The 23432-nt window shown below is 61.3% G+C and carries 24 protein-coding genes; 7 read left to right on the top strand and 17 right to left on the bottom strand.

All coding sequences use genetic code 11. The annotated features are described in order from the left end of the window. Positions 1–148: 148 nt before the first annotated feature. From H4W29_RS19610 to H4W29_RS19595, 4 genes are all read right to left on the bottom strand, one after another. Entirely contained in the window at positions 149–1087 is a 939-nt protein-coding gene (locus tag H4W29_RS19610) for an IS110 family transposase (protein WP_192730234.1), read from the bottom strand. A gap of 261 nt (positions 1088–1348) precedes the next feature. Further along, positions 1349–1879, bottom strand: coding sequence for a dihydrofolate reductase family protein (locus tag H4W29_RS19605; RefSeq protein ID WP_192730396.1), 531 nt, complete (start codon positions 1877–1879; stop codon positions 1349–1351). 147 nt (positions 1880–2026) lie between these two features. Then, entirely contained in the window at positions 2027–2773 is a 747-nt protein-coding gene (locus H4W29_RS19600) for an SDR family NAD(P)-dependent oxidoreductase (RefSeq protein WP_192730395.1), read from the bottom strand. A 33-nt stretch (positions 2774–2806) separates the two neighbouring features. Beyond that, positions 2807–3199, bottom strand: a complete 393-nt coding sequence (locus tag H4W29_RS19595; protein WP_192730394.1) for a DoxX family protein — start codon at positions 3197–3199, stop codon at positions 2807–2809. A gap of 170 nt (positions 3200–3369) precedes the next feature. On the opposite strand from H4W29_RS19595, the gene H4W29_RS19590 reads away from it, so the two are divergent. The 3 genes from H4W29_RS19590 to H4W29_RS19580 all read left to right on the top strand — a co-directional run bounded on the left by H4W29_RS19590 (position 3370) and on the right by H4W29_RS19580 (position 4807). Next, positions 3370–3777: a winged helix-turn-helix transcriptional regulator gene (locus tag H4W29_RS19590; RefSeq protein WP_192730393.1), complete on the top strand. Its 408-nt coding sequence runs from the start codon at positions 3370–3372 to the stop codon at positions 3775–3777. 143 nt (positions 3778–3920) lie between these two features. Continuing rightward, positions 3921–4301 carry a hypothetical protein gene (locus H4W29_RS19585; RefSeq protein ID WP_192730796.1) on the top strand — a complete coding sequence of 127 codons (381 nt, stop codon included), beginning with the start codon at positions 3921–3923 and terminating at the stop codon, positions 4299–4301. Next, positions 4298–4807: a MarR family winged helix-turn-helix transcriptional regulator gene (locus H4W29_RS19580; protein WP_192730392.1), complete on the top strand. Its 510-nt coding sequence runs from the start codon at positions 4298–4300 to the stop codon at positions 4805–4807. Before H4W29_RS19585 ends, H4W29_RS19580 begins: the two co-directional genes overlap by 4 nt. Here the strand turns inward: H4W29_RS19580 and H4W29_RS19575 are convergent. Further along, complete coding sequence (locus H4W29_RS19575; RefSeq protein WP_192730391.1) at positions 4804–5034, bottom strand: hypothetical protein; 231 nt, start codon at positions 5032–5034, stop codon at positions 4804–4806. The two genes, H4W29_RS19580 and H4W29_RS19575, sit on opposite strands and share 4 nt — an antisense overlap. A gap of 336 nt (positions 5035–5370) precedes the next feature. Between H4W29_RS19575 and H4W29_RS19570 the strand changes: the two genes are divergently transcribed. After that, positions 5371–5844, top strand: coding sequence for an NUDIX domain-containing protein (locus H4W29_RS19570; protein ID WP_192730390.1), 474 nt, complete (start codon positions 5371–5373; stop codon positions 5842–5844). Positions 5845–6165: 321 nt separating this feature from the next. On the opposite strand, the gene H4W29_RS19565 is transcribed toward H4W29_RS19570, so the two are convergent. The 4 genes from H4W29_RS19565 to H4W29_RS19550 all read right to left on the bottom strand — a co-directional run bounded on the left by H4W29_RS19565 (position 6166) and on the right by H4W29_RS19550 (position 10913). Continuing rightward, complete coding sequence (locus H4W29_RS19565; protein ID WP_192730389.1) at positions 6166–7836, bottom strand: ABC transporter ATP-binding protein; 1671 nt, start codon at positions 7834–7836, stop codon at positions 6166–6168. Positions 7837–8222: 386 nt separating this feature from the next. Beyond that, positions 8223–8723, bottom strand: coding sequence for a hypothetical protein (locus tag H4W29_RS19560; protein WP_192730795.1), 501 nt, complete (start codon positions 8721–8723; stop codon positions 8223–8225). A gap of 69 nt (positions 8724–8792) precedes the next feature. Then, a complete protein-coding gene (locus H4W29_RS19555; RefSeq protein ID WP_192730388.1) occupies positions 8793–9374 on the bottom strand; it encodes a dienelactone hydrolase family protein in 582 nt (193 codons plus the stop codon). A 405-nt stretch (positions 9375–9779) separates the two neighbouring features. Next, positions 9780–10913 carry an FAD-dependent oxidoreductase gene (locus tag H4W29_RS19550; RefSeq protein ID WP_192730387.1) on the bottom strand — a complete coding sequence of 378 codons (1134 nt, stop codon included), beginning with the start codon at positions 10911–10913 and terminating at the stop codon, positions 9780–9782. A gap of 83 nt (positions 10914–10996) precedes the next feature. On the opposite strand from H4W29_RS19550, the gene H4W29_RS19545 reads away from it, so the two are divergent. Both H4W29_RS19545 and H4W29_RS19540 read left to right on the top strand, forming a co-directional pair. Next, positions 10997–11716: a TetR/AcrR family transcriptional regulator gene (locus tag H4W29_RS19545; protein ID WP_192730386.1), complete on the top strand. Its 720-nt coding sequence runs from the start codon at positions 10997–10999 to the stop codon at positions 11714–11716. Between the two features lie 230 nt (positions 11717–11946). Next, positions 11947–13542: a serine hydrolase domain-containing protein gene (locus H4W29_RS19540; RefSeq protein WP_192730385.1), complete on the top strand. Its 1596-nt coding sequence runs from the start codon at positions 11947–11949 to the stop codon at positions 13540–13542. Positions 13543–13640: 98 nt separating this feature from the next. Here H4W29_RS19540 and H4W29_RS19535 read toward each other — a convergent pair whose 3' ends face one another. The 8 genes from H4W29_RS19535 to H4W29_RS19500 all read right to left on the bottom strand — a co-directional run bounded on the left by H4W29_RS19535 (position 13641) and on the right by H4W29_RS19500 (position 22374). Then, positions 13641–17138, bottom strand: a complete 3498-nt coding sequence (locus H4W29_RS19535; RefSeq protein ID WP_246517252.1) for a type 2 periplasmic-binding domain-containing protein — start codon at positions 17136–17138, stop codon at positions 13641–13643. A 998-nt stretch (positions 17139–18136) separates the two neighbouring features. Beyond that, positions 18137–18916: a sulfite exporter TauE/SafE family protein gene (locus H4W29_RS19530; RefSeq protein ID WP_192730384.1), complete on the bottom strand. Its 780-nt coding sequence runs from the start codon at positions 18914–18916 to the stop codon at positions 18137–18139. Continuing rightward, positions 18913–19344 (bottom strand): YeeE/YedE family protein, encoded by a 432-nt coding sequence (locus H4W29_RS19525; RefSeq protein WP_192730383.1) that lies wholly within the window; start codon positions 19342–19344, stop codon positions 18913–18915. Before H4W29_RS19525 ends, H4W29_RS19530 begins: the two co-directional genes overlap by 4 nt. Then, positions 19341–19748, bottom strand: coding sequence for a YeeE/YedE family protein (locus tag H4W29_RS19520; protein ID WP_192730382.1), 408 nt, complete (start codon positions 19746–19748; stop codon positions 19341–19343). The genes H4W29_RS19525 and H4W29_RS19520 overlap by 4 nt, the downstream gene beginning before the upstream one ends. After that, on the bottom strand, positions 19745–20086 hold the full coding sequence (gene bigR / locus H4W29_RS19515) for a sulfite-sensing transcriptional repressor BigR (protein ID WP_192730381.1): 342 nt from the start codon (positions 20084–20086) through the stop codon (positions 19745–19747). Before bigR ends, H4W29_RS19520 begins: the two co-directional genes overlap by 4 nt. Next, complete coding sequence (gene blh, locus H4W29_RS19510) at positions 20080–21375, bottom strand: bifunctional sulfur transferase/dioxygenase Blh (RefSeq protein WP_192730380.1); 1296 nt, start codon at positions 21373–21375, stop codon at positions 20080–20082. Before blh ends, bigR begins: the two co-directional genes overlap by 7 nt. A 352-nt stretch (positions 21376–21727) precedes the next feature. Then, positions 21728–22120 carry a KTSC domain-containing protein gene (locus tag H4W29_RS19505; protein ID WP_192730379.1) on the bottom strand — a complete coding sequence of 131 codons (393 nt, stop codon included), beginning with the start codon at positions 22118–22120 and terminating at the stop codon, positions 21728–21730. Next, entirely contained in the window at positions 22117–22374 is a 258-nt protein-coding gene (locus tag H4W29_RS19500; protein WP_192730378.1) for a KTSC domain-containing protein, read from the bottom strand. The genes H4W29_RS19505 and H4W29_RS19500 overlap by 4 nt, the downstream gene beginning before the upstream one ends. A gap of 500 nt (positions 22375–22874) precedes the next feature. On the opposite strand from H4W29_RS19500, the gene H4W29_RS19495 reads away from it, so the two are divergent. Continuing rightward, positions 22875–23429, top strand: a complete 555-nt coding sequence (locus H4W29_RS19495) for a terminase small subunit (protein WP_192730377.1) — start codon at positions 22875–22877, stop codon at positions 23427–23429. Positions 23430–23432 lie beyond the last annotated feature (3 nt).

Raw genomic sequence — 23432 nt, 5'->3', positions numbered from 1 at the left:
TCGTCTTCCGGCGTGCCGTGAGGCCCCCTCATCCGACCCTTCGGGCCACCTTCTCCCCGATGGGGCGAAGGGGACGGAGACGTTGCGGCCCCCCTTCTCCCCAGCGGGGAGAAGGTGCCGGCAGGCGGATGAGCGACTATCTTGTGTGTCAAGTTGCATATTGGAATTCCCTTCGCGCGTCTCGTGCTTTTGCATTGAGAATGACGAGGAGCTTTCTGGCGAGGGCGATGCGGATGACCATTTTCGGTTTGCCCGCCGCCTGCAACCGTTGCTGGAAGGCGCCCAGATGCGGGTCGTATCTGGCAGCGATGGCGGCGACCAGGAAGAGGATGCTGCGCGGTCCGCTGCGTCCGCCGCGCACCGGCCGTGGTCCGTTTTTCTTGCCGCTGTCGTTGGCAATCGGCGCAAGGCCCGCAAGCTTGACGATCGCCTTGTTAGAGATCCGGCCGATCTCGGGCAATTCGGCCATCAGCCGGGCAACGGTGCGCGAGGCAACACCTTTGATGGAACGGAAGGCCTGGTTGAGGATGGCCCAGAGCGGATCGTCGTCGATCATCGAGGCGATCTCGCCTTCCAGCCTGCGGCTCTGACGCACCAGAAGCGCGATCACCTCATCGAGGCTTTCGAGAGCCTGTGCATCATTGGCAACGCCTCTGCGCTGCCTCTGGATGATCAGATCGCCGGTGACCTGCGACAGCCGCGCCACCAGCGCCTGCAGCCGCATCTGCGCCGGCTTCGGCGGGGGCAAGGCACGCAGCGGCTTGACTTGGGCATAATGAGCAATCACCGCCGCGTCGATCGTGTCGGTCTTTTCCAGAAAGCCCATGGCTTCGGCAAAGCGGCGCACATTGCGCGCATTGGCGAGCGAACAGGCGATCCCCATCTCCCACAACAACAGGAAGGCCCGCCGCTCATAACCGCCCGACGCCTCCATGACGACGAGCTCGACCGCCTCGGCCCGGCAGAGTTCGGCCAACATACCAATGCCGTCGGCATCGTTGCTGAACCGCCGGGAAACACTCAACGGGCGGATGAACACATCCAGCCAGTCCTTCGAAACATCCACTCCACATATGATGCTGTTCACGGTAACCTGCCTTGTGCGTGCGGTTGGAACCGAGCGACTGTTCGGTCGTACGTGACGATGGCGACGATCCCTGGCTCATCCACGGTTGTAACCGAAGGGGGAACGGGCGACGCCGCCACGCCTCTTGCCGGGTGGCCACCCGGCAAGAGGCTCAGTCGCTTCAATCCTACACATTCATCAAGGTGCAGATACAAGGGGGCCACACGGCACAACATCACCACCTTCGTCGCTATGGCCGCGGCCGCCGGGCTCATAGCGTGATCAGGCCGGAACGTAGGTCAGCCTGATCACGTCCTCGTCCATACGATCGCTGGCCACAAGGCGAAGCCGCGACCGGGGGCCGGTGAAGAACGGCGTGCCGTGGCCGAGCACGACCGGGTGGAAGTAGAGCTGATATTCATCGATGAGGCCAAGGTCCGTCAGGCTTCGCGCCAGATCCGATCCGCCAATGCCGATTTCCCCGGTAAGCCGGTCCTTCAACCCGCGTATGGCAGTTTCGAGGTCCCCCTCGACAAGCGTGGCATTGGGGCCGACCGACGTCAGCGTGCGTGATACGACCCACTTCTGCTGGCCCCGCCACGCCGCCGCAAACTCGCGTCGCGCCGCGTCCCACTCAGCGTGGTCGTCATCAAAATAGCGCATGATCTCGTACAGGCGGCGACCGTAGACGATGGCCGCGGCGCCGCGCACGCTCTCGATGAAATGACGGAAGAGCACCGGACCGGGCGCAAACGCCTCATGGTCGATGTACCCGTCCAGTGACACGTTCATTCCGAATACAAGTTTGGCCATGTCCTCTTCCTCCCCCCAAAGCATCCTTTGGGCGCCGCGCGACGGTGGTTCCGATTGCGTTGTACAACCAGCTGTAGGATAGCCAGACTAGTTTTAAATCGCAATCGGTTTTTGGAGCACGCATTCAAGATGGTGCGCCTGAGCGGATCAACGGGCGCTGTCGATAATCGCGCCGCCGTCGGGAGTGAGGCTGTAGCCGGTGATGAACTGCGAATCCCTGGCCGCGAGAAAAAGTACCACCGGTGCAATGTCGTCTTCCGGAGAGCCGAAACGGGCGAGCGCGTTGGCCGGCGGCGGAACATCCTTTGCCGCCGCACCCCAGGTATCGGCGATCGGCAGAACATTGTTCACGGTAATCCTGTCGGCGCCCCATTCGCGCGCCGCAGTACGCGTCAGCGCGCGCACCGCCTCCTTGGCCATGTTGTAGGGACCATAACCAGCCAATCCGACTGTACCGGCCATCGAACCGAAATTGATAATCCGCCCCTCGCCGCTCTGCTTCAGGTGAGGATAGCATGCCTGCATGAAGCGCAGATACGCGACCGGCCCGGTGTCAAAATTCCGCTGCAGTTGCTCGACCGGCAGATCGATGATCGAAGACAGGACCGCAGAACCGTCGAAAGCATTGTTCACGAGAATGTCGATCCGGCCGTAGGCGGCCACAACCTTGCCCACCGCAGCCGTGATCTGGTCTGCCGCACCGACATCGCAGACGACACCGAGCGCAATGCCGCCCGCTTCGACGATATCTGCGACGACACGTTCGACGCCTTCGGGCGTCCGCGAGAGAATTGCGACCTTTGCGCCTTCGGCCGCAAACAGCTTTGCTGTAGCGCGGCCAATGCCGCGGCTTGCACCTGTGACGATGGCAACTTTTCCATTGAGTCGACCCATTTTAGTCTCCTTGATCTGGGTTGGTGACAGGCGTCAGCGCATGGCCGCCAAAACGTAAGGGGAAGGCACGCCACGGGCGTCGTTCTGCGTGACGAATGAGGTGACCAGCAGCGCAAGGCCGATCGCCGCCGGCAGAGCGCCGGCGGGCTTTCGCACGCCGATATGCGCGAGGCCGGACAGCAGCAGGTGAAAGAAGATCCCGGCATAGGCGAGATCGCTGAGCGGCACGCTGATGCGTGAGAGGATCGCGACAGGAGCGAGAACCTTGATGCCGATCATGAAGGCAACGAGATAGGGAGCCGTGTATCCGAGCTCTGCCAGAATCTCGCGGACCCAGCCTCCCCTGGTGACGTAGACATAGGCTGACATGAGGTAGAGCGCGGACAGAAGTGCCGTGCTGATCCAGTATAGGTAATATTCAGGCATGATTTCATCCTTGTCGCCGGCCACGCGGCAACACTTCTCTCTTCGAGTCTGTCGGTTTGTCTTGAGAGGCGCCTTTACTGCGCTCCCCGATGCACGCATGGAAAGTGCATGCATGGAAAATGTCGACTAGGATTTATTTTTGCAAGTAGGATGAATTACTTGCACTTAGTATGGAAAAGCAGACCATGGCTGAAGAAGAAATCAATATGCATGAAGAGATGAGGCGCGCATTCGCGCTGCTGTCAGGCAAATGGAAGCTTGAAATCATGTGGCTGCTCAATCAGCGGGTCTACAGGTTTGGCGAACTGAGAAAGGCCATTCCCGGCATCACCCAACACATGCTGACGGCGCAACTGCGTGAACTCGAAGCGGACGGGCTCGTCTCGCGCACCGTATTTGCGGAAGTGCCGCCTCGCGTTGAATATGACATTACGCCAAAGGCGCGCGGCCTGGGTCCCACGATGGAAGCGCTCACCGCATGGTGGACCGAGTACGGAAAGAGCGTTCCGCCCAAGCCGGGCACACGCGGCCGGAAAGCTGGAGCGGCCAGGTCTCCCGGCTCCCCTAAACAGCCATAGAAGCATAGCAGGCCGGCACCGCGTAAGGATGTGTCGCGAAGTCGGCCGCACTGCAGCTCCGGTCTCGGGCGACTGCTCCGTCATCCTGCCGCGCGATTGGACGCCATCTGGCAATATGTATGCGAATCGCATATATTTACCGAATGGACACGGAACTCGAATATGCAATCAACCGCTGGCACGAAGCGGTGAACGACGGCGATCCGGCGCAGGCTGCAGCCGCAGTGAGCGACCCGATCGTCGTGTTGGGGCCGAAGGGCGCCGGCCCCATCTCGCCCACCGACTTCGCCGGCTGGGTGGGACGGTCGGGGATCAAACTCATAGCGCGATCCTGGCATCCGGTCAGCGATCGCCTGATGGTGGTCGAACAGGATGCCACATGGCCGGAAAGCGCTGGGCCCACGCGCGTGGCGACCGTCTTTCGCGTCACCGGCGCCAAAGTATCGGCAGCGCTGAGATTGCCCGATCTGGGCTCGGCGCTGGAACTCGCATTCATCTGCCGTGAAATGGCCGCCAGCGAATGAAAGACCGGGACGAAACCCCTTCGCTGCAGGAGACCGGCGGCCCCGGACAGACCCTGTTCGAATTCGTCCGCCACTGGTCCCGTCGCTCGAGCGCTCCTGCGAGCCACCAGACGGAGCAGAATGGCAGATATGTCCTTGTCACCGAGGCGGTCTGCTCCCTTTCGAAGCGGGCGCCTGCGACGATCAATTCCGTGGCCCGCGAAATCGGCATCGATCAAAGCGGGGCTTCCCGTCTCGTCAGGGATGCCGTCGAGGCCGGATATCTGGAAATGACCCCCTCGCCCCGCGATGCCCGCCAGCGCGTGGTCGCTGTCACCAGGGCGGGCCGGCGACTGCTTGTCGATGCCCACCATTGGCAGGAAGAGGTGTTCGTGCGGCTGACTGACGACTGGAAGGCAGAAGAGCGCGCCGTCTTTCACCATGCGATGCTTCGACTGCTGAAGCGCTCGCATGATCAGGAGGAACAGAGCGTTTTCCGTGGCCCGCAGAAAACGGAAATGCCCTAGGTATCGGCAAGCCTGAGTTCGATCAGCTCACGCGCCAGCTCGTAGGTTCCGTCCTCATCCTCACCGGAGGCTTCGTCGATCATCTCGGCGGCGGCACGGTAGACTTCCCGCTCTTCTTCGGTAGAAAGCAGACCCTTGTTGCCAAGCACGGAGATGAGTGAGTTCAGAACGGCGGCAGCCGATAGTGTCATTGCCTCGGATGTGAGACGCGTGGACTCTGAAGACATTTTTTATCCCTCGATCGGTAGAACAACGCTAAACAATACGTTGGACCTTCAACAAGTTCCAAGTCGAGGTTACAGGTCCGGCCCAACGGTAGATCATGTTGATCTTATCGCGACAATAATGTCTGCACCACCCCTGATGATTGCAAGAATTGGGCTAATCCGTATTGGTAGATTTTATCTTCGCGATACGCTCATTCCGGCTACCCCGCCGGGGAGTTTCACTGGTGTGCAACTTGACCTGCGCGGGAATGGCACAGTAGCTTATAGCGGATTTATGTCATGGATCTGATGGTGCGCAATGCCTGTCAAGGACGGGCTCGATCTGAAGGAAAAGTCGTGGAAACCAGTCAGGATCGGTTCTTTCAGGCCGTGGCGATGAGGCAGATACCGAGGATCAGGGTTGCCGGCATCGTGGTGGAGGATGGAAAGGTGCTGGTCCAGCAGCCGTCCGACGACCCATCCTCCTGCTATGCCTTCATCGGCGGCGAATATGAGACTGGCGACACGTTCGAGACGCGGCTGCGCAGGGAGTTCGAGGAAGAGACGAACGCCAGGGTGCGACAGGCGCAATACCTCTTCTGCGTCGAAAACCATTTTCGCTATCGCGGCCAGCTCATCCAGCAGGCCGAACATTATTTCCTCGTGTCGCTGGACCGGCATGATGTCGTGAGCCGCGAGACGCATCTGAAACAATATTGGCTGCCGCTGGCGACACTCGCGAGCGTTGACCTGCGGCCGACGGTGGTGAGGGATGCGGTGGCGCGCGGAAGCTACCTGACGGATAGGCACCTTGTGCAGATGGCGGATTGAGCTTGCCGTCGCATTCTACGTTGCATTCCCCGGCACCCCCCTCTGTCCTGCCGGGCTGCCGGGGTCGAGCCACGGGTCTCGACCCGTCCTTCGGACCCCCCACAAGGAGGGAGATTGGCTGGGCGCACCGGTTTCCCCAAACAAGCAGCGTTGCAAACTGCGGGACGTCAGTGATGTGCGAAGATCAGGCCGCTTGTCGATCTCCCCCCTTGTGGGGGAGATGTCCGGCAGGACAGAGGGGGGTGCCCGCGGCACAACAATAACCATCCCTCACCCCTGATGTTCAACGAGCCTTGTCGCCACCCTCCTGCCCAGCGCACCTTATTTCGCTGACGGTACGACAGGCAGGCGCACAACCTGATCGCCTGGACGAATGGATGACATCCGATGTGTGACTGCTACTATGGTCAGATCGTGGGCAAGATCGCGCAGGCCATCCATGATCTGCCGTTCGGTGTCCTCGTCGAGCGCTGAACTTGCTTCGTCGAGGACGAGGATCGCCGGCTTGCCGTAGAGTGCCCTTGCGATTGCGATGCGCTGGCGTTCGCCGCCCGATAATTTCAGCCCTCGCTCGCCAACCACCGTCTCGAAACCATCCGGCATGCCTTCGATACGATCGAGGATGGACGCTTGCCGCGCCGCCTCGCGCAGGCGGTCCGCATCAAAGGGGCGACCGAGAACGATGTTTGACACAAGCGTATCGTTGAGAAGCGCCACGTCCTGCGGCACCACGCCGACATGCGCGAACCAGTCTTCGCTGGTTATACGGGCCAGATCGATCCCGTCAGCCAGAATGCGCCCCTCGGAAGGTTGGAGCGCCTTGAGAAGCAGGCGAAGGATGGTGGACTTGCCCGAGCCCGTCTCGCCTATGATGAAAGTTGGTGTTCCCCTTTGTATGCCGAATGATGTTTTCGCAACACCACGCCCATTGTCATAGCGGAACGTCACATCGTCGAACGCGACTGCCCCCTGCGATGGGCGATAGGCGATCGGATCTGCAGGATCTTCCTCTTCCGGAGCATGCCACATGGCGGCAAGCGGACGAAACCGCGCGGCAGCCTCCACCGTTTCCTTGATCGCCATTCCGACGAGATGGAAGGGTTCATTGAGCTGGATGAGCAGCGTGTTGAAAAGCACGACTGAGCCGACCGACAGCAGCCCGGCGTCAACGCGGGGAACGAGGATCAGAAACGTGATTGCAAGCTGGAACCCGGCCGCAATGCCAAGCACGGCTGAGAAACTGCTGCTTGCGAGCGCATAGCGCCGCCAGTTCGCGAAGGCATCGCTCGCGCTTGCGGAAAACCGCTCCGCCATCCACCGTTCGCCGCGTGTCTGACGCAGCGTGTCCACGACGGCGACGGCATTGCCGATAAGCCGCGCGTTCTGCTGGCTCCGCTCCATCGCCTTGTCGAGGAACGGCGTCACCCGCCCGACCCTGATATAATCGAGGCCAATCACCACCGCTCCGTAGATCACGACGATCAGAGCGATTTCCCAGCCTATGAAATGGCCGAGAAGGCCTGCGCTGAAAGCGATCTGGACGAAACCGGGCAGCAGACCGCCAATGCTCAGCTGCGTGATGAGGTTGAGGGTCTGCGCCCCCTGCTGCTGCGCCCTTCCGATCTCGGCTGCATTGTGATCCAGGAAGAATGCAGGTTTCTTGCGAAGGATGCGGGCAAAAAAAGCAGAATTCGCGATAAAGCAAAGCCGCTCGGCGCAAAGAAAAATCAGGAAACGGGACGCCTGGCCAAACCCGGTCGCTATGGCGAAAAGGAGCGCGTACAGAAGCAATGTTCCAAGCGCATCGCCATGATCCCCGGCTTTCAACAGATCATCGACAGCGCGGGAAAAGAGATAGGGAGACGCGATAGCAGCGACTGACCCTATCATGGCAGCGAGGACGACAAGCGCCGTGGTGGTATGAGCCTGCCGGAAATACTGGCCAACGAGCGAACGCAAGATCGGCACGATCGCAGGGTTTGCGACTGTCATGATCGACTCCAGCCTGGGAAGATGACGTCCTCGCTATGCTACTTGATTTTTATAGTCAACTTTAAAGGCGGGAAGCTTCGATGGCTGCTCCTGGCGAGCACGGGACAAGAGGTTGGTGCCGGCACCTGATCCAGATGCCGGATCGGGCTTGCCGTCGCATTCTACCTTGCATTCCCCGGCACCCCCCTCTGCCCTGCCGGGCATCTCCCCCACAAGGGGGGAGATCGACAAGCGGCCTGACCTTCGCGCCTCTCTACCGTTTGCCGGCTGCAACGCCGCTAGTTTGGGGAAACCGGTGCTTCCAGCCAATCTCCCCCCTTGTGGGGGAGATGTCCGGCAGGACAGAGGGGGGTGCCACACGGCACAACAATAGCCATCCCTACTATTCAACGAGCCTTATCCAGCCCCCGCGCAAACGCCTCGAACCGCGCATCATAAGCCCCGAACGCCCCCTCCCCATCGAAAATCCCCCAATATTTCCGAAACGACGGCTTCTCGATCTGCCGGCGCAAAAACGTCTCCCACCCCGGCCAGAAATGCTCCGAGATCTCAGGCGTCTTGTGCCGCTCCAGATAGGCGCGCTCGAAGATCGAGATCATCATCTCGTAGAAAATATCGCGCCTGACGAGGTCGTCGGGTGAGAGGTCGGCGGGCTCCTCCTGCCAGGGGAAGATGCCGAGATGAGGATAGGCGACGGAGAGTTCGAGCAGCCGGTGGTAGGCGTCGCTGATCGTCAGATAGGAACTGTTGAACTCCTGCTCTTTCTCCCTGACATGCTCGCGCCGCGCCTTGATGAGTTCGACGACACCCGCGACGATCGCGATGAAGGTGCCGACGGCCGTCAGCAGCGAAATGAGATCGGCATAGTCGATCAGCGCGTTGTGCATGGGCACAGGCTACATCTTCGCCCTGACAGGTCAATCGCTGCCTATATTGAGCTCAAGCGCCGGCGTGGATCAGACGCGTTTCAGGAACGCACGCACCCTGATCGTGAGCAGCGCGGTCGCATCCGCGTCATAGGACGGGAGCGAGCTGTCGGCGAAATAGTGCTGATCGCCGGGATAGAGGAAAAGCTCCGCGTCCTCGGCCTTCTCCACGATCTCGCGGGCGGCATCGATGTCACCCTCGCCGACGAAGACAGGGTCCTTGTCCATGCCGTGAATCTGGACCGGTACGCCGTCCGGCCAGGGCCCGAAGGCCCACGTGCCGCTGATCGGCAGGCAGGAATAGAAAAGCAGGGCTCCGCGGGCGCCCGGCCGCGTCTGCGCCAGCTTCTGCGCCGGCAGCACGCCGAACGAGAACCCGGCATAGACGATCCCGGGAGGCAGTTCGTCGGCGAAGCGGACGCCGCGCTCCCGCATCTCGTCGAATCCGGTCTCGCCGATATAGGCAAGCCCATCATCGATGCTTCCGAACGTGCGTCCGTCGAAGAGGTCAGGCGTGTGCACGATGTGACCGGCGGCCCTGATGTCGTCGGCGAATGCGCGCACGCCAGGGGTCAGCCCCTGTGCGTGGTGGAACAGCAAGACCTCGGCCATAAGAGCCTCCGGGTAACGATCTGGTGCAAGTGCGGCCACTCTACAGGGTCATCGCCGCACCGGGAAGAGTGTGGGCGCGGTGCGGCTGCAGGGTCGAGGTCTCAGTTACCGGATTGATGCACACTTCGCGTCTGCCTTTGCGTTCCCAGGCACCCCCTCTGTCCTGCCGGACATCTCCCCCACAAGGGTGGAGATCGGCTGGAGGCACCGGTTCCCCAAATAATCAGCGTTGCAGACCGCACGGACGTCAATGATGTGCGAAGGTCAAGCCACTTGCCGATCTCCCCCCTTGTGGGGGAGATGTCCGGCAGGACAGAGGGGGGTGCCCCATGACACACCAACCCCGCCCTTCCGGAGCCGCCGCCAGAGCACCCGCCGGCGACGCCCCTCCCGCAACAGCGCACCTCATCCCTGCCCGAGCTTGCCGGCGAAGAAATCGACCAGCCCATAGGGCGCGCGGTCGCCGACGCAGAGATCCAGGATGAAGCGGGCGCCTTCGGCCTCGATGGCGCTGCGGGCAAACATCGCCTCCTCGAAGGCGGCAAGCGCTGCCTCGATATTGTCGGGCTGCGCGGCGATCGCCTTTGCGAGTTCCGCGCCGTCGAACATGGCAAGGTTTGCCCCCTCGCCCGATGGCGCCATCAGATGGGCGGCGTCGCCGATGAGCGTCACGCCGGGCAGACGCGGCCACCGGTGCGCATCCGGCAGCGCATGGATCAGGCGCGGGGCGAGCGCCGTATCGCTTTCGGTGATCAGCGCCGTCAGCGCCGGCGCCCAGCCTTCGAATTCCGCGGCGATTCTGGCCTTTGCCGCGGCGGCGTCGGAAAAATCGATGCCGGCGATCCATTCGGGCGAGCGGTTCATCTGGATATAGGCGTGCAGCACGCCGCCCGCCTCGCGATGGGCGGTGATGCCCTTGCCCGGCGAAAGCGCAAACATCCCGCCGCGGCCGACCGCTTCCGCCGCTGCCGGATGGCGGATATCGGCATCGTGGAGATAGGCCTCGACATAGGCGGTGCCGACATAGACGGGCTTTGCATCCGAAAGCAGCGGCCGCACCTTCGACCACGCGCCATCGGCCCCGACGAGCAGGTCGCTGATGACGCCGGTCCCGTCGGCAAAGCCGAGTTCATGCCGGCCGGCGCCGAGTGCTGCAACGCCGGTGAGCTTCTTGCCCCACTGGATCGTGCCCGCAGGCAGGGAACTGATGAGGATGCGGCGCAGATCGCCGCGCAGCACTTCCGGGCGCGAGAGCGTGCCGTCATCGGCCTTCTCCAGCAGCACCACGCCATGCCGGTCGAGCGCGCGCGAGGCCTGGGCGCCGTGATGGATGATGGCGCGGAACGCTTCTGTGAGGCCGGCATCCTCCAGCGCCCGCTGGCCGTTATGCGGGTGAATATCGAGCTGGCCGCCCTGTATGCGGGCCTCAGCCGAAGGCTCCGCCTCATAGATCGTGGCCTCTATGCCGTTGACGGCGAGGACGCGGGCAAGCGTAAGGCCGCCGAGGCCTGCCCCGACGATCGTGACTTTTACAGTCATTGTCTTCCTTTCCGAAGATGATTGGAACAACGTTCCATAGATAATAATTGGAACGCCGTTCCATTCATGTCAAGATGCGGCCCATGAAAAACAGGAATCAGCAAATCAGGAATCAGCAGGCCAGAACCCGGCGAAGCGAGCGGCGCACCGATGCCCTCTCGAAGGAAAGGATCGTCGAAGCGGCGATCGATATCCTCGATGCCGACGGCGAAAATGCCCTGACCTTCCGCGCGCTTGCGGCGCGTCTCTCAACAGGCAGCGGGGCGATCTACTGGCATGTCGCCGACAAGAACGAATTGCTGACCGCCGCCACCGACGCCATCATCGGCCGCGTCGTGACCGATGTCGCGGCAGATGCCGGGCCGGATCAGGCGATCCGCGCCTTTGCCCTCGGCCTGTTTGACGCCATCGACGCCCACCCCTGGGTCGGCACTCATCTTTTTCGCGAACCGTGGCAGGCGGCGATGCTGGAGATCTTCGAAGCGATCGGCGGCAGGCTGCAGGCGCTTGGCGTTCCCGAAGAGGCGCTGTTCAATGCAGGCTCGGCGCTCGTCAATTACATCCTCGGCGTTGCCGGACAGAATGCCGCCAATGCCCGCCTGCTGCCGCAAGGCACGGACAGGTCAGCCGCCCTCGGCGCCGTCGCCGCAAGCTGGACCGAGCTAGACCCGGCCCGATACCCCTTCGTGCATCATCTGGCGACGAAGCTCAGCGACCATGACGACCGCGAGCAATTCCTCGCCGGCATCGACCTGATCCTCGCCGGCATCGGTACCATCGGCCGGACAGATCGAGGGAGCTGAGACCGCGGAACGGGCTCCATGTCGTCTTCGCCACCCCGATCTGTGACCGCCTATCCATGGACAAGCAACGGAAGTTTCCATGGAAACTACATTGGAGGTTCCCACGACCAGAAAGTCTGGACGTGACGTTCACCGGCAGTGGCGACGCCGCCGTTTTTTTCATTTTCCGCACCTTGCAATTTCCCCAGCCCTCCGCTTCCCTGCCATCGGAAATGGTTTGGGAGGCACGGATGACGGAAGCCGAACGCGTCGATCAACTGTTCGAGACCTGGAACAACCAGGATTCGCCCGGCTGCGCGGTTGCGGTCATGCGCGATGGCAATCTTGTCTATAAGCGCGGCTTCGGCATGGCCAATCTGGCCCATGGCATCGCGATCGGGCCGGCCACTGTCTTTCATTCGGCATCCGTCTCCAAACAGTTCACGGCATTTGCAATCCTGCTGCTGTCATCAGAAGGAAAATTGTCGCTTGATGACGCTGTGCGGAAATACGTGCCCGACCTGCCTGATTTCGGCGTGCCGATCACGCTTCGACATCTGCTGCACCATACCAGCGGCATCCGCGATCATTGGGAATTGCTGTCGCTTGCAGGCTGGCGTTACTCCAGGGACCTGATCACCGACGACGACATCCTCGCCGTCGTCTCCCGCCAGCAGGATCTGAATTTCCAGCCGGGCGACGAACATCTCTATTGCAACACGGGTTATGCCCTGCTGGCGCAAGTCGTGAAGACGGTCAGCGGACAGTCCCTGCGTGCCTTCACCTCGGCCCGGATTTTCGAACCCCTCGGCATGCGCCACACGTTCTTTCGCGACAACTATGCCGAGGTCGTCAGGAATGTCGCCGACGGTTATGTGAAGACGGAGTTGGGGGTAGAGATCTCGAACACCAATTTCGACACTGTGGGCGCGACCAGCCTGCTGACCACGGTCGAAGATCTCGCACTTTGGGACGAAAATTTCTACCATGCGCGTGTGGGAGGGCCTGACGTCATCGCAGGGATGCTCGAACGCGGCCGGCTGAATGATGGCAGTGAAATCGGCTATGCCTCGGGCCTCGGCATCGGTACCTATCGCGGTGTGAGGATCGTCGAACATACCGGCGGCGATGCCGGCTTCCGCTCCGATCTCATCCGCTTTCCCGAGCAGCATTTCTCCGTGGCGATCCTTGCCAATCTCGGGTCGATCGTGCCGAGCGACCTCGCTCGTGGGATCGCCGATATCTATCTCGCGGATGTGTTGCAGCCGGTACAAGAGCCTGCGCCGAACACGTTCTCACAACCCGATGCGAATGCGTTGGAACTGCTCACAGGCTATTACACCGAGCCGCGACTGGCCGGCGGGGTCGCCCGCCTTGCGACGCATGAAGGAAAGTTGCTGGTAGGCTATGACATCGAATATGGCCGCTATGCCCTTGAGGCGGTGGATGACCGTCGTTTCCGTTTCAGCGATTTCCCGAACTATGAAATCGAGCTGGAGCAACAGGAAGGTCAGCCGGCGACCGAGCTGACGTCCTATCTCGACGGCAAGCGCAGATACCAATACCGGCGATTGCCGGCATATACGCCTTCGTCAAAGGAACTTGCCGATCTGGCCGGCTGCTATCGTCCGGTCGAAAACGACATGCCCTATGAGGTGAACGTGACGGAGGCGGGTCTGGCGTTCAAATCAGTGAAGTCCCAGGAAATCACACTGACAGCCGTCGCTCCGGACCATTTTCTCGGTGATGGCGACCGCTTCACCTTCACCCGCGACGCAGACGGCCGGGTCACCGGTATGCTGATGAACAGCGGTCGCATCCGCAATTTCCGCTTCGAACGGCTTTGAAGCGCGAGGCTCAATCCACTCCACGATCCCCGAGGCGTGCAGCACCGAAGACAGCATCGCTCGTGCCCTGTCGCCCGCAGCCGCCAGCCATGCACCCATCACGGCGGCTTCTGTTCGGCTGCCTTGTCTGCGCAGGACGTGATGCCGGCAGCAGCACCAGGCGCCGCTGAAGGCAGGCCTGCCGCCTCGCTATGCGCCTTGTCGGGCGGGCCGCAGGGAACGAGATAGCCCTGCTCCGGATCGACCGCGTTCAGGAGGTAGAGATAGGCGAGCGCGGGAGACATGCTGCGCTTGGGAAAATAGGAGGCGAAGCGCGCCGTTGCCGTCGCGCGGTGGGAAAAGATCTGGTAGACGCGCGTCTGCACGAATTGCACCAGCTCCGGATCGCTTCTGTTGACGAGAAGCGCATAGGGTTCGTAGGTCAGATATTCGGCGCCAATCAGCTGCTCCACCGCGCAGGGCGCATTGCGGGCGTTCCAGCTGTCGAGCTTGCCGAGGATCAACTCCCGATCGCCCATGAAGATCGGCCTCAGTCCGGGATTCGGGCTGCAGAACCACTGGATGAGATCCCCGTAATCCCTCATCGGGCAGAAATGATATTCACGCCAGGATCTCTTTTTCTTGTCAGCCTCGCTGAGTGGCTTCTTCTCGGGAGGATTGGCTGACGGGCAAAGCGGATCGGTGACGGCGGATACGAGCTTGACCGGATCAGCCTTCAGTGCCGCGTCGCAGAGGACAATCGGCGGCTCGGCCTCGCCGCCCGCCGTCTTCGGGGCTGGCGGGCAAAATTCCTTCACTGTGGTGATGAGATTGCGCGCCATCTCCTGGGACGGCAGCGGCCGAAAGGATGTCGTATCCGGCTGGATCGGAAGGTCCGCGAGGATCTGCGCGCTTCGCAGCGCCTTCTCGAGCGATGGCCTGATATCGATTGGCGGCGCGTTTTCGGGCGATACGCTGATATCACTTGGCATCGCCTTTTCAGGCGATGCGCTGATATCACTTGGCATCGCCTTTTCAGGCGATGCCGGGGCAGAAGCACCCGGGCCGGGATTGTCGGGCAGCAGCATCTCGATCCTGCTCCTGGCCGCCGCCGCCGCATCTAGGAAACGGCACCGCTCGTAAATCGCCTTTCTCTGGTTCGGCGCCAGCGCCCTGAAGAAGTCGACCTGGCAGCTCTTGAAGGCAACATCTGCGGCCGTTGTCGCCGAAACATAACCGATCGCGACATCGCCGGAGTACGCCGTCGCATCTCGCGAGTACCGGACGAGATAGGAAACGCCGGAGGCAAAGACGATCGGCGAGTAGATGCTGTTGCGGTCGCGTTTGGACCGGCCATCGGCATCGCCGCCTGAATCGCCGTTGGCGCTGAATGATGCCCCGGCAAAGCGCATGGTCACTGTGTCGCAAAGAACCTCGACGGGCTTCTTGCCGCCGACCGTCTCCCCGTTCACCAGCTTGAAGCGTTCGGCCGTCGTGACCGACACTTCCTCGATCGTATATTCGCCGACCGAGAATATCTCGTGGCAGAGGTCCGCAAGGTAGCCGATATGATGCGCCTTTCCGTTGGAATCATCGACCAGATAGGAAAACGGCTCGATATTGTCGCGGAAGCCGACGCGCACGTCGCGAGCGAAAACGGGCGTGCTCAGCGCAAAGGTGGCGGCCATGATGACAGCGCAGGCAAGCTCCGCCTGCTTTCGGTTGATCCATCGCCGCGTTCGGCTGAAGCCGGGGCGGCCGAGGTTCCAGCTTGCAAGGAACGCCAGGACCGTCAGGATAAGCCGGCTCAGCGTATCCGATCGCCGGCTGCATGCTGCGGTCGCAATTGTCTCCGCTCTGAAACACTCGCCCGGCCAGCCGGGATCCCAGAACCAGCTATGGGCGATGGAAAGCACCAGCACCGAAGCGGCGCAGAGAATGGCATGGCCAAGGACCGGCCTTCCATGCGCCCGCGCATCGGCCGCAGCCAGGCATATCGGCACCATGGGGAGAAGAGTGACGGCAAGGGTCGGATAATAGAGCATGAAGGGGGCCGACCCGCCGAAGAGCAGCGCGTTGAAAAAATTCGCATTCTGGGCGATGGAAAAGGCCCGCAGCATCGCAACGCCGGTCAGCCCGATGACCGAAGCGGCGAGCGCAAGCGCAAGGCAGCCCATTATCTGCGACAGGCGCGAGGAATCCCTATAGGCCCAATCCTGCTGGGCGCCGACCCAATCCTTCGTATCCCACCGGTATTGACGCAGCGAAAAGGCCGCCAGAAGCGGCAGCCAGGTCAGCGAGGCGATCTTCAAGGTTTCCAGCAGTGCCGTCAGCAGCACGCCGGCGAGGTTCGTCGTCTCCACATATTGGCTGACAAGCTCCTGCGCGCCCTGCCAGGCGCTGGCGGCAAACAGGATGAAAACCGGGATGAGCGAGAGCAGCAGCCCCGCCTCCGGCCCACTGCCGACAGCATCCGGCCGGTCGGTTTCGAGCAGCAGATCGGCAAGCGCATCGATCGGATGCGCCAGGCCGGGCTTCGGCGCCCTGGCCGGCCTGCGAAAATCCGGATCGCGCTCGAGGAAGATCGCCAGCAGCGTCACCAGTTCGAAACGGAACGAAGCCGCCTGCTTCATGACATCAGAGATATGATCGTCGAACCGGGCCTCGCTCGCATCCAGATCGGGATTGGCGGCATTGGCCGGATCGCTGGCCTTGGAATCGGCGGTTTCCTGCAGCCGGCTCTGAAAGCTGTTCAGCAGGGCATCGGCCTTATCGACGAATTTGGTCTCAGTCTCGCGCACACGGGCTGAAACCTCCGCACCCGGCCAGCTGCCGCGCGTGGTTTTTGCCCAGACGATCAGGAGCTCCAGCTGCGACAGCAGCGATAGCAGCTCGCGGGTTCGAGACGTCCGCTTTCCGAGCAGCCGCCTGACGCGTGGATTGCCATCGATCTGGTCTCTCCACGTCTTGCGAAAGCTCTCCAGCATCTCGGCAAGCGAACCCCTGCCCCTGTTGCGTAAATGCTCCCGGCGCTCGCCGTTGCGCGCCGGCGGTTCCTCCAGCGTGGCGATGAGGCTGCGCGTGGTTTGTTCGATCCGCACGGGAATGCCGGCTGCCCGGTAGGCGCGATTGCGCAGCCACTCCTCGGCGATCCGCACCGGTGGCAAGAGATCCGCAAGCCCCGCAAACGCGAAGGCAAGCGTCAGCGGCCATTGCGGACTGTCGAATTTCAATTCGGCAATATCGACGGAAATGCCGGCAACGGGGATCATCTGTGTCGCCTGGAAGATCAGCTTGCCGAAGAAGGTGAGCGATACGTAGATGATGAGCATCGCGCCGGCATAGATGAAATAGGCCCTGTGCAGCGAATTCTGGCCGCCGAGATCCGTCGGGTCGAAATCGCGCAGCGCTTCCGAGGTGGCATTGATATTCCGCCCCCTCGCCTTGAACCGCGGCCAGGAAAAGAAAGCCACGAAAAAACAGCCGAAAGCGAAAGCGTAAAGGAAAGCGGGCTCGAACCGGACGCCCATCATGGGCAGTTGCGGCATGTCGCTAAGGGTCAGGCCCTGGTAGTTCCAGAGCGACCACGGGATATCCGCCGGCCAAGGATCATCCATCCGCCTCTCCAGAGATAGTGGCGTTCGCAGGTTCTCAAACCGAACCAGTCAGTGCCGGTGGATCCGGATTTTTCTGGCTAGCAGTTACCGACACTCGGGTCGCATGGCCCCGCCACCGCAGCTGGCGGAACGACGGCGAAGGTCGATACGCTGAGGCCTATGGCGATGAGCAGAACGAAGATACGCATGTTACCCTCCCTAACTCACTTTATAGTAGCATATTTGAAATAACGGGGAAAGAGCACCCGCAGTGAGCGACAGTTCAGGGCAAAGAAAGACGCTTCGAAATAAGGATTTACCGCCTTCCCAAGTTGTCTTTTCACTTGGGCAGAATGCTATCTATCATTGAATTAGCAATATCGTAACTATAGGCATCAAGCATTTCGGGCCTGGCCGGAGGGCGGGTTCGGCGCCGAGTAGAGCCAAAAAAGCCCAGCAACCGGGTCACATTCCCCTTCCTCTCACCACTAACCCTTTGATCATGAATAAGAATTTGGAATAATGCGGCAAAAACGGCCAAAATCCGGGCTAAGTCATTGATTCTGAATAAGTGATCCACTTATCCCTAAAAATACGCGTAAAGAAATTCAAATTGGGACAGAGCGCCGGATGACGGAAAAAAATATAAAAGTTTTTTCGCTTTCCTGGGTCACTTATTCAGGATCAATGACTTAGCGTGTTTCACAGCCATGCCGGCAGCAATGTGCCCTCATCCACTTCCCCGAACCTATTGGCGTCCTTCGAGCCGGGAATGAAGATAATCGCAAGCTGAACCGCCACCGCAAGGATGCACGTGAGAATGGCTGCGACCGGTCGGTCCGCCGAGCGGCTGGCCGTTCGGAGCGACCGGTTAGCTGTCGCTCATCTCACCGCCGAACAGCCGACATCGCCGCCGTTAGCCATCCAAATTCGCCGAATCCCAAGGATCTCGTTCCGCTTTCGGCAAACAAATTGTGGCCGCCTTCGCGAAGGCTTCCGAATGTCGAGGACCATGTCCATCACATGAGGCGCGGAGCATTTCTAAGGATGACGTAAACCGCGACGACCAACACGAGTGCAGCGAAAATCCGGTTTAAGGCCGTTTTGCTGGTCGAGAGGCGGGTGGCTATGAGCATGCCGAACGCGCCGCCGATGACACCGCCCAGGATGAACTCGATGGCCAGCGGCCAGTCAACCAGACCGGCCCGCGCATAGTTGAGCGCGGTGGCAAGGCCGAAGGTTCCGACGGCCAGCAGGGAGGAACCAATGGCGCTGATGGTCGGCATGCCGGTGGCGAAGATCAGCGCCGGCACGATGAGAAACCCGCCGCCGATGCCGAAGAAGCCGGATGCCGCGCCGGTGGCTATGGCCGCCGTGGCGGTGACGAGGCACATACGCAGATCGACCGGACGCGGCTCTGCTCCCGTGTCGCGGCGTGGGCGCAGCATGAGCAATCCCACCGCGACCATCACCAGGCCGAACAGGAGCAGCAGGTTCTTACCATCGACAAGAAGTCCCAGGCTGGAACCCAGTATCGCGCCGGCGGTGCCGATCAGGGCGAAGACGATGGCGCAGCGCCACCATACATGCCCCTTGCGGGCGTGATTTGCGAGATTGGCATAGGCATTGACCGAGACGGCAAGCGCGCCCGTGCCGATCGCAACATGCGGATTGGCGACACCGACCGCGTAAAGAAGCAGCGGCGTGGCGAGGATCGAGCCACCGCCGCCGATCAGCCCCAGCGTGAAGCCGACGAGCCCCCCGGAGCCAACCGCCGCGAGGATGGACGCGGTCGTCATCGCGGGCTCGCTGAAAGAAACCGGTCGTGCAGGATCATGCCGGCGGCCATTGCGGCGACGAACAGGACGACAGGCAACGATCCCGTCGCAAGCGCCGAGATGGCCGGCCCAGGACAGAAACCGGCAAGGCCCCAGCCGATGCCGAAGAGGGCTGATCCGAACAGGAGCGGAGCATCAATAGCGGTCTTCTCGGGCAGATGGAACCGCCGGTCGAGAACCGGTTTTACCATCCCGCGCTGAATCATCATGCCCGGCACGGTAACGAGCACCGCACCGCCGAGCACGAACATCAGGCTTGGATCCCAATGCCCGCTCGCGATGTCGAGGAAGCCGAGAACGCGCGCGGGATCCACCATGCCGGAGAGCGACAAGCCGAAGCCGAAGATTGCGCCCGCTACAAGAGCGACTGCAGGCCGTGCGGCGTTCATCCGAATACTCCCATGGTCGTTGCCGATATAATTCCTGCGACGAGAAAGGTGGCCGTCGCCGCGAGCGAGCGCTTCGAGAAGCGTGCCAGGCCAAGAATGCCGTGACCGGAGGTGCAGCCGGAGCCCATCCGCGTGCCGATGCCGACCAGCAGCCCAGCAAGAAGGACGGCAGGCCATGAGGCGGTGACCGTCATGGCCGGGAGATCTCCGAGCACTGCGGCGTAGAGGAACGGACCAGCGAGAAGGCCGATGACGAAGGCAATGCCGGCTGCCGCATTACGCGCTCCGAGCAGATTGCCGAGAATACCGCTGATGCCGGCGATCCGGCCGTTGACGAGCAGGAGCAGGACCGCCGACAGGCCGAGCAGCATACCCCCGAAGAGCGAAGGCAGATAGGCGGTCATGCCCGCTCCTCCGGCTGGCAGAAGATAGCGTAGAGCGCCTGAATGAGCTGAGCCGCCTTCTCTTCCGTCAGACGATAGAAAATCTGCTTGGCCTCCCGTCGTGTCTCCACGACTCCGGCATCGCGCAGTACGCCGAGCTGCTGGGAAAGCGTGGGCTGATGGATGTCGAGTTTTTCCTCCAGCCCGCCGACGGAATATTCGCCCTCGGCCAGTGTGCAGGCAAGCATCAGCCGCACCGGATGCGCCAACACCTTCAACAGTATCGCGACCTCGCCTGCCCGGCCGGCCATCTCTTCAGGCGGCACGACCACACGTGTCGATCTCGCCTCCGTCACCATGCCGCACCCTCCAGCGCGTTAAGCGGGAATTTGAGGTATCGTCGGCCGTTATCCTCCGGTTCCGGCAGGCGGCCGCCGCTCATGTTCACCTGCAGCGCGTGGAGGATCAGCTTCGGCATCGGCAGTGTTCTATCGCGTGCTTCGCGGGCCACGATAAAATCTGCCTCGCTCATGCCGGCGATATGGGGGTTGGCCCGCTTCTGCTCGCCGACCGTACTCTCCCATTTCGCGTTTCGCCCTTCCGGCTGGTAGTCGTGGCCGGTGAACAGACGCGTCTCGTCCGGTAATGCGAGGATGCGCTGGATCGAGGTCCAGAGAAGTTGCGCGTTCCCGCCGGGGAAATCGGCGCGGGCCGTGCCGGAATCCGGCATGAACAGCGTGTCGTTGATGAAGGCGGCGTCGCCTATGACATAGGTTATGGAGGCAAGTGTATGGCCGGGCGAGAACAACACGCGACCTTCCATCCCGCCGATCCTGAACGTGTCGCCGTCTTCGAACAGCCGGTCCCATTGAGAGCCGTCGGCCGCAAACTCCGGCAGATTGTAGATGTCCTTCCATAGCCGCTGCACATCGACGACATGGGCGCCGATGGCCGTCGGCGCGCCGGTCTTCTCCTTGAGGTAGGAGGCGGCCGAGAAATGGTCGGCATGCGGGTGGGTGTCGAGGATCCATTCGACTTCAAGCCCCTCGCCGCGGACATGATCGAGGATTGCGTCGGCACTGACGGTTGCCGTCGCGCCGGACTTCTCGTCGAAGTCGAGCACGGGATCGATGATGGCGCAGGCCTTCGTTACAGGATCGCTCACGACATACTGAATGCTGCCGGTACGGGCATCGTAGAAGCCTTCGACCCTTGGGACGCGTGCATCCTCGCGCTCGAGCCAGCGCGCCGCACCGGAAAGATCGAAGCCGAAGTTTCTGCCGAAGCTCTCCACATCTTCGCGCTTCATCCGCCCGTCGCGAACTTCACCAAGCGCGTAAAGTGTCAGAGCGCGCGTTCCGCTCTTACAGTGGGCAAGCACCGGCGCGCCCGCATCCGACAGCGCTTTCTGAAAGGCGCGGATATCCGCAGCAGTGATGGTCGGACCGGTGACGGGTATGAAGGCATAGTTGAGGCCGGCCGACCAAGCGGCGGCAGCCTCCGCGATATTGCCGGGTTGGCCGGGTTCTTCGCCGTCCGGCCTGGCATTCACAACAACAGCAAAGCCTTGCTCGGCGAAGTCGCCGAAGATCGCAGGCTCAGGCTGGTCGGACACCGAAAGATTATCCGTGATCTTTACGACAGGCATCGGAAACACTCCAATTATCAATATACAGTTACATATAATGTATATTGACTATCCATCAAGAGGCAAAGCCTGTCTTTTCCCAAGACCCCTCCGCCGAGACCGGCGAGGTACCGTTCGTGCCGCTGAACACGTTGAAGAAGTCGCCGTTCAAGCCCGCAAGTCCCGGACGCGCGGCCGAGAATACGTGCTTGAAAACGGGATCGCGACTATGGCCAACCTGCTGTCAGGCAAGCCATCGAAGGTGCCGGTTGCCGACTGCTTTTCCAGCCGCCTTACAGCCTCGACTTCAACTCATTGAAAACGCCAACTATTTCGCGGCAGCCGGATATGATGCCGATTAGAATGGACGAGTTCAGTGATGATGGCTCCGGGAGCGACGCCAGGAAAACGAAAAGTGCCAGTGGGCTCCTTCGTCGCGGGGGAAGGCATCGCGGATGTGCTGCGTGTAATACCAGCCGGGCGATGGCGCGGTGATCAGGTTCAGGACGACGGCGGGCGGCACGTCGAAATAGCGGCGGCGGCCTTTCAGGCGGTGCTCGACTTCGAGGATCTGTGTCGCGGGATCATAGGTGATCTCCCTGATCAGATGCGAGGCGAGCTCGATCGTCGCCACGCTTGAACGGGCACCGGAATCCTCAGGCTGCGCCCCGCGCGGGCCGGGCGCAGCATTTGCCGCGTATTCATGCCGCGTCCCTAGCTGGCCCTCTTGCCCGTGATGTCCCCCTTGCCCGTTACCGGGGCTCATCCCCGCCCTGCACCTTCGGTTTCCAGCGGACGGTTCGACGGCTCGATCTGGGATTCGTAGAAATCCAGCTTGTCCTCGGCGATGCGCAGGCCGACAATGTGCCCTTCGATGACATCGACATGGGTATGCATGCTGCCGTCGGAAAATTCGACGACCAGTCTGGAAGGCTCTTCGCTGTAGCCAATTCTGCTGATTTCCCTGTCTCGATGAGCCTTCTCGGATACACCGATGGCATTCTTAAGCTTTTCAAGCATCAGCAAGCTCCTCTATTCTAACAGATCTCCAGTCAATTCAATGCGCCCCGGCAGAGAATAGTTTTTCATGTCGTTTGATCAGGTGATTAATATTTGGATATACAAATTACGATTGTATTCCGCGGCGAGATACCGGCTTTGAGATAGGTTGATCGACCCATTTTCCTCCTGATGGCTTTGGACAAAAAGCGGCTGAGGCACCAAACGCGAGGCTTCCGAAAAGGTTCCCGCCTGCGTTCACAAATTTCCATTCACGATTCGCCGTTCCGCCTCACCGGCAGTTCAGGAAAACGTCGCGTGCGTCAAAGTCGATTAACGATCGGGAAAAGCGATGAACAAAGGGTAAATTTCAACAGGGGCGACGCTGAAATCCGCTCTATTCCGAGACATGGCACGCCGCAGGATGCAGGCCCGCGCCGTCTCCTGAGCAAGTCCACCCGCCCGTTCACCGCGCCAACCTTTTCCCGGTTATGGCTGCCCGCAAACCGAGGTGTAGCGACATGAGCGAACTGACGGCGCGGCAGCAGCGCTTTGTGGAAGAATATCTCGTCGATCCCATCGGCGCGCAGGCGGCGATAAGGGCAGGCTATTCCCCGCGCGGAGCCAAGGAGATTGCCTGCAGGCTCCTGAAGAAACCTGAAATCGCAGCAGCCATCGCGGAGGCGAAGGCGGATCGTTCCGAGCGCACCCGGATCGATGCGGACTGGCTGCTGACGCGGCTCGCCGCCGAAGCCGAGGCCGATATCGGCGATCTCTATGACGAGAATGGCGATCTCAAGCCGATCCAGGAATGGCCTGCCATCTGGCGGCAGGGGCTGGTGACGGATGTCGAAATCTCCGCGCTCTACGAGGGCACAGGCAAGGACCGCCGCGAAATCGGCCATGTGAAGAAGGTGAAATTCGCCGAGCGGCTACGCCGGCTGGAGCTGATCGGCAAGCATATCCGCATCAACGCTTTCAAGGAGATCGTCGAGCACAAGGGCCTCTCCGCGCTTGCCGAGCGGCTGGAGCGGGCGCAAAGGCGCAGCGGGGGCAATGATGGTGGCACGGAATAGGCC

It is taken from the genome of Rhizobium viscosum, assembly GCF_014873945.1.
In the GTDB taxonomy this organism is placed as follows: Bacteria; Pseudomonadota; Alphaproteobacteria; order Rhizobiales; family Rhizobiaceae; genus Rhizobium; species Rhizobium viscosum.
Note: the sequence above shows the minus strand (reverse complement) of the source record. Positions and strands in the feature narration are given on the sequence as shown.

Bases quoted from the DNA above. Each gene is read 5' to 3' on its own strand.
- H4W29_RS19595 (WP_192730394.1), bottom strand. From the start codon at position 3,199: ATGCCTGAATATTACCTATACTGGATCAGCACGGCACTTCTGTCCGCG.
- H4W29_RS19575 (WP_192730391.1), bottom strand. From the start codon at position 5,034: ATGTCTTCAGAGTCCACGCGTCTCACATCCGAGGCAATGACACTATCG.
- H4W29_RS19540 (WP_192730385.1), top strand. From the start codon at position 11,947: ATGACGGAAGCCGAACGCGTCGATCAACTGTTCGAGACCTGGAACAAC.
- H4W29_RS19555 (WP_192730388.1), bottom strand. From the start codon at position 9,374: ATGGCCGAGGTCTTGCTGTTCCACCACGCACAGGGGCTGACCCCTGGC.
- H4W29_RS19530 (WP_192730384.1), bottom strand. From the start codon at position 18,916: ATGACGACCGCGTCCATCCTCGCGGCGGTTGGCTCCGGGGGGCTCGTC.
- H4W29_RS19600 (WP_192730395.1), bottom strand. From the start codon at position 2,773: ATGGGTCGACTCAATGGAAAAGTTGCCATCGTCACAGGTGCAAGCCGC.
- H4W29_RS19545 (WP_192730386.1), top strand. From the start codon at position 10,997: ATGAAAAACAGGAATCAGCAAATCAGGAATCAGCAGGCCAGAACCCGG.
- H4W29_RS19605 (WP_192730396.1), bottom strand. From the start codon at position 1,879: ATGGCCAAACTTGTATTCGGAATGAACGTGTCACTGGACGGGTACATC.
- H4W29_RS19565 (WP_192730389.1), bottom strand. From the start codon at position 7,836: ATGACAGTCGCAAACCCTGCGATCGTGCCGATCTTGCGTTCGCTCGTT.
- H4W29_RS19585 (WP_192730796.1), top strand. From the start codon at position 3,921: ATGGACACGGAACTCGAATATGCAATCAACCGCTGGCACGAAGCGGTG.
- H4W29_RS19580 (WP_192730392.1), top strand. From the start codon at position 4,298: ATGAAAGACCGGGACGAAACCCCTTCGCTGCAGGAGACCGGCGGCCCC.
- H4W29_RS19525 (WP_192730383.1), bottom strand. From the start codon at position 19,344: ATGAACGCCGCACGGCCTGCAGTCGCTCTTGTAGCGGGCGCAATCTTC.
- H4W29_RS19535 (WP_246517252.1), bottom strand. From the start codon at position 17,138: ATGGATGATCCTTGGCCGGCGGATATCCCGTGGTCGCTCTGGAACTAC.
- H4W29_RS19500 (WP_192730378.1), bottom strand. From the start codon at position 22,374: ATGCTTGAAAAGCTTAAGAATGCCATCGGTGTATCCGAGAAGGCTCAT.
- H4W29_RS19550 (WP_192730387.1), bottom strand. From the start codon at position 10,913: ATGACTGTAAAAGTCACGATCGTCGGGGCAGGCCTCGGCGGCCTTACG.
- blh (WP_192730380.1), bottom strand. From the start codon at position 21,375: ATGCCTGTCGTAAAGATCACGGATAATCTTTCGGTGTCCGACCAGCCT.
- H4W29_RS19560 (WP_192730795.1), bottom strand. From the start codon at position 8,723: ATGCACAACGCGCTGATCGACTATGCCGATCTCATTTCGCTGCTGACG.
- H4W29_RS19590 (WP_192730393.1), top strand. From the start codon at position 3,370: ATGGAAAAGCAGACCATGGCTGAAGAAGAAATCAATATGCATGAAGAG.
- H4W29_RS19520 (WP_192730382.1), bottom strand. From the start codon at position 19,748: ATGACCGCCTATCTGCCTTCGCTCTTCGGGGGTATGCTGCTCGGCCTG.
- H4W29_RS19505 (WP_192730379.1), bottom strand. From the start codon at position 22,120: ATGAGCCCCGGTAACGGGCAAGGGGGACATCACGGGCAAGAGGGCCAG.
- H4W29_RS19495 (WP_192730377.1), top strand. From the start codon at position 22,875: ATGAGCGAACTGACGGCGCGGCAGCAGCGCTTTGTGGAAGAATATCTC.
- bigR (WP_192730381.1), bottom strand. From the start codon at position 20,086: ATGGTGACGGAGGCGAGATCGACACGTGTGGTCGTGCCGCCTGAAGAG.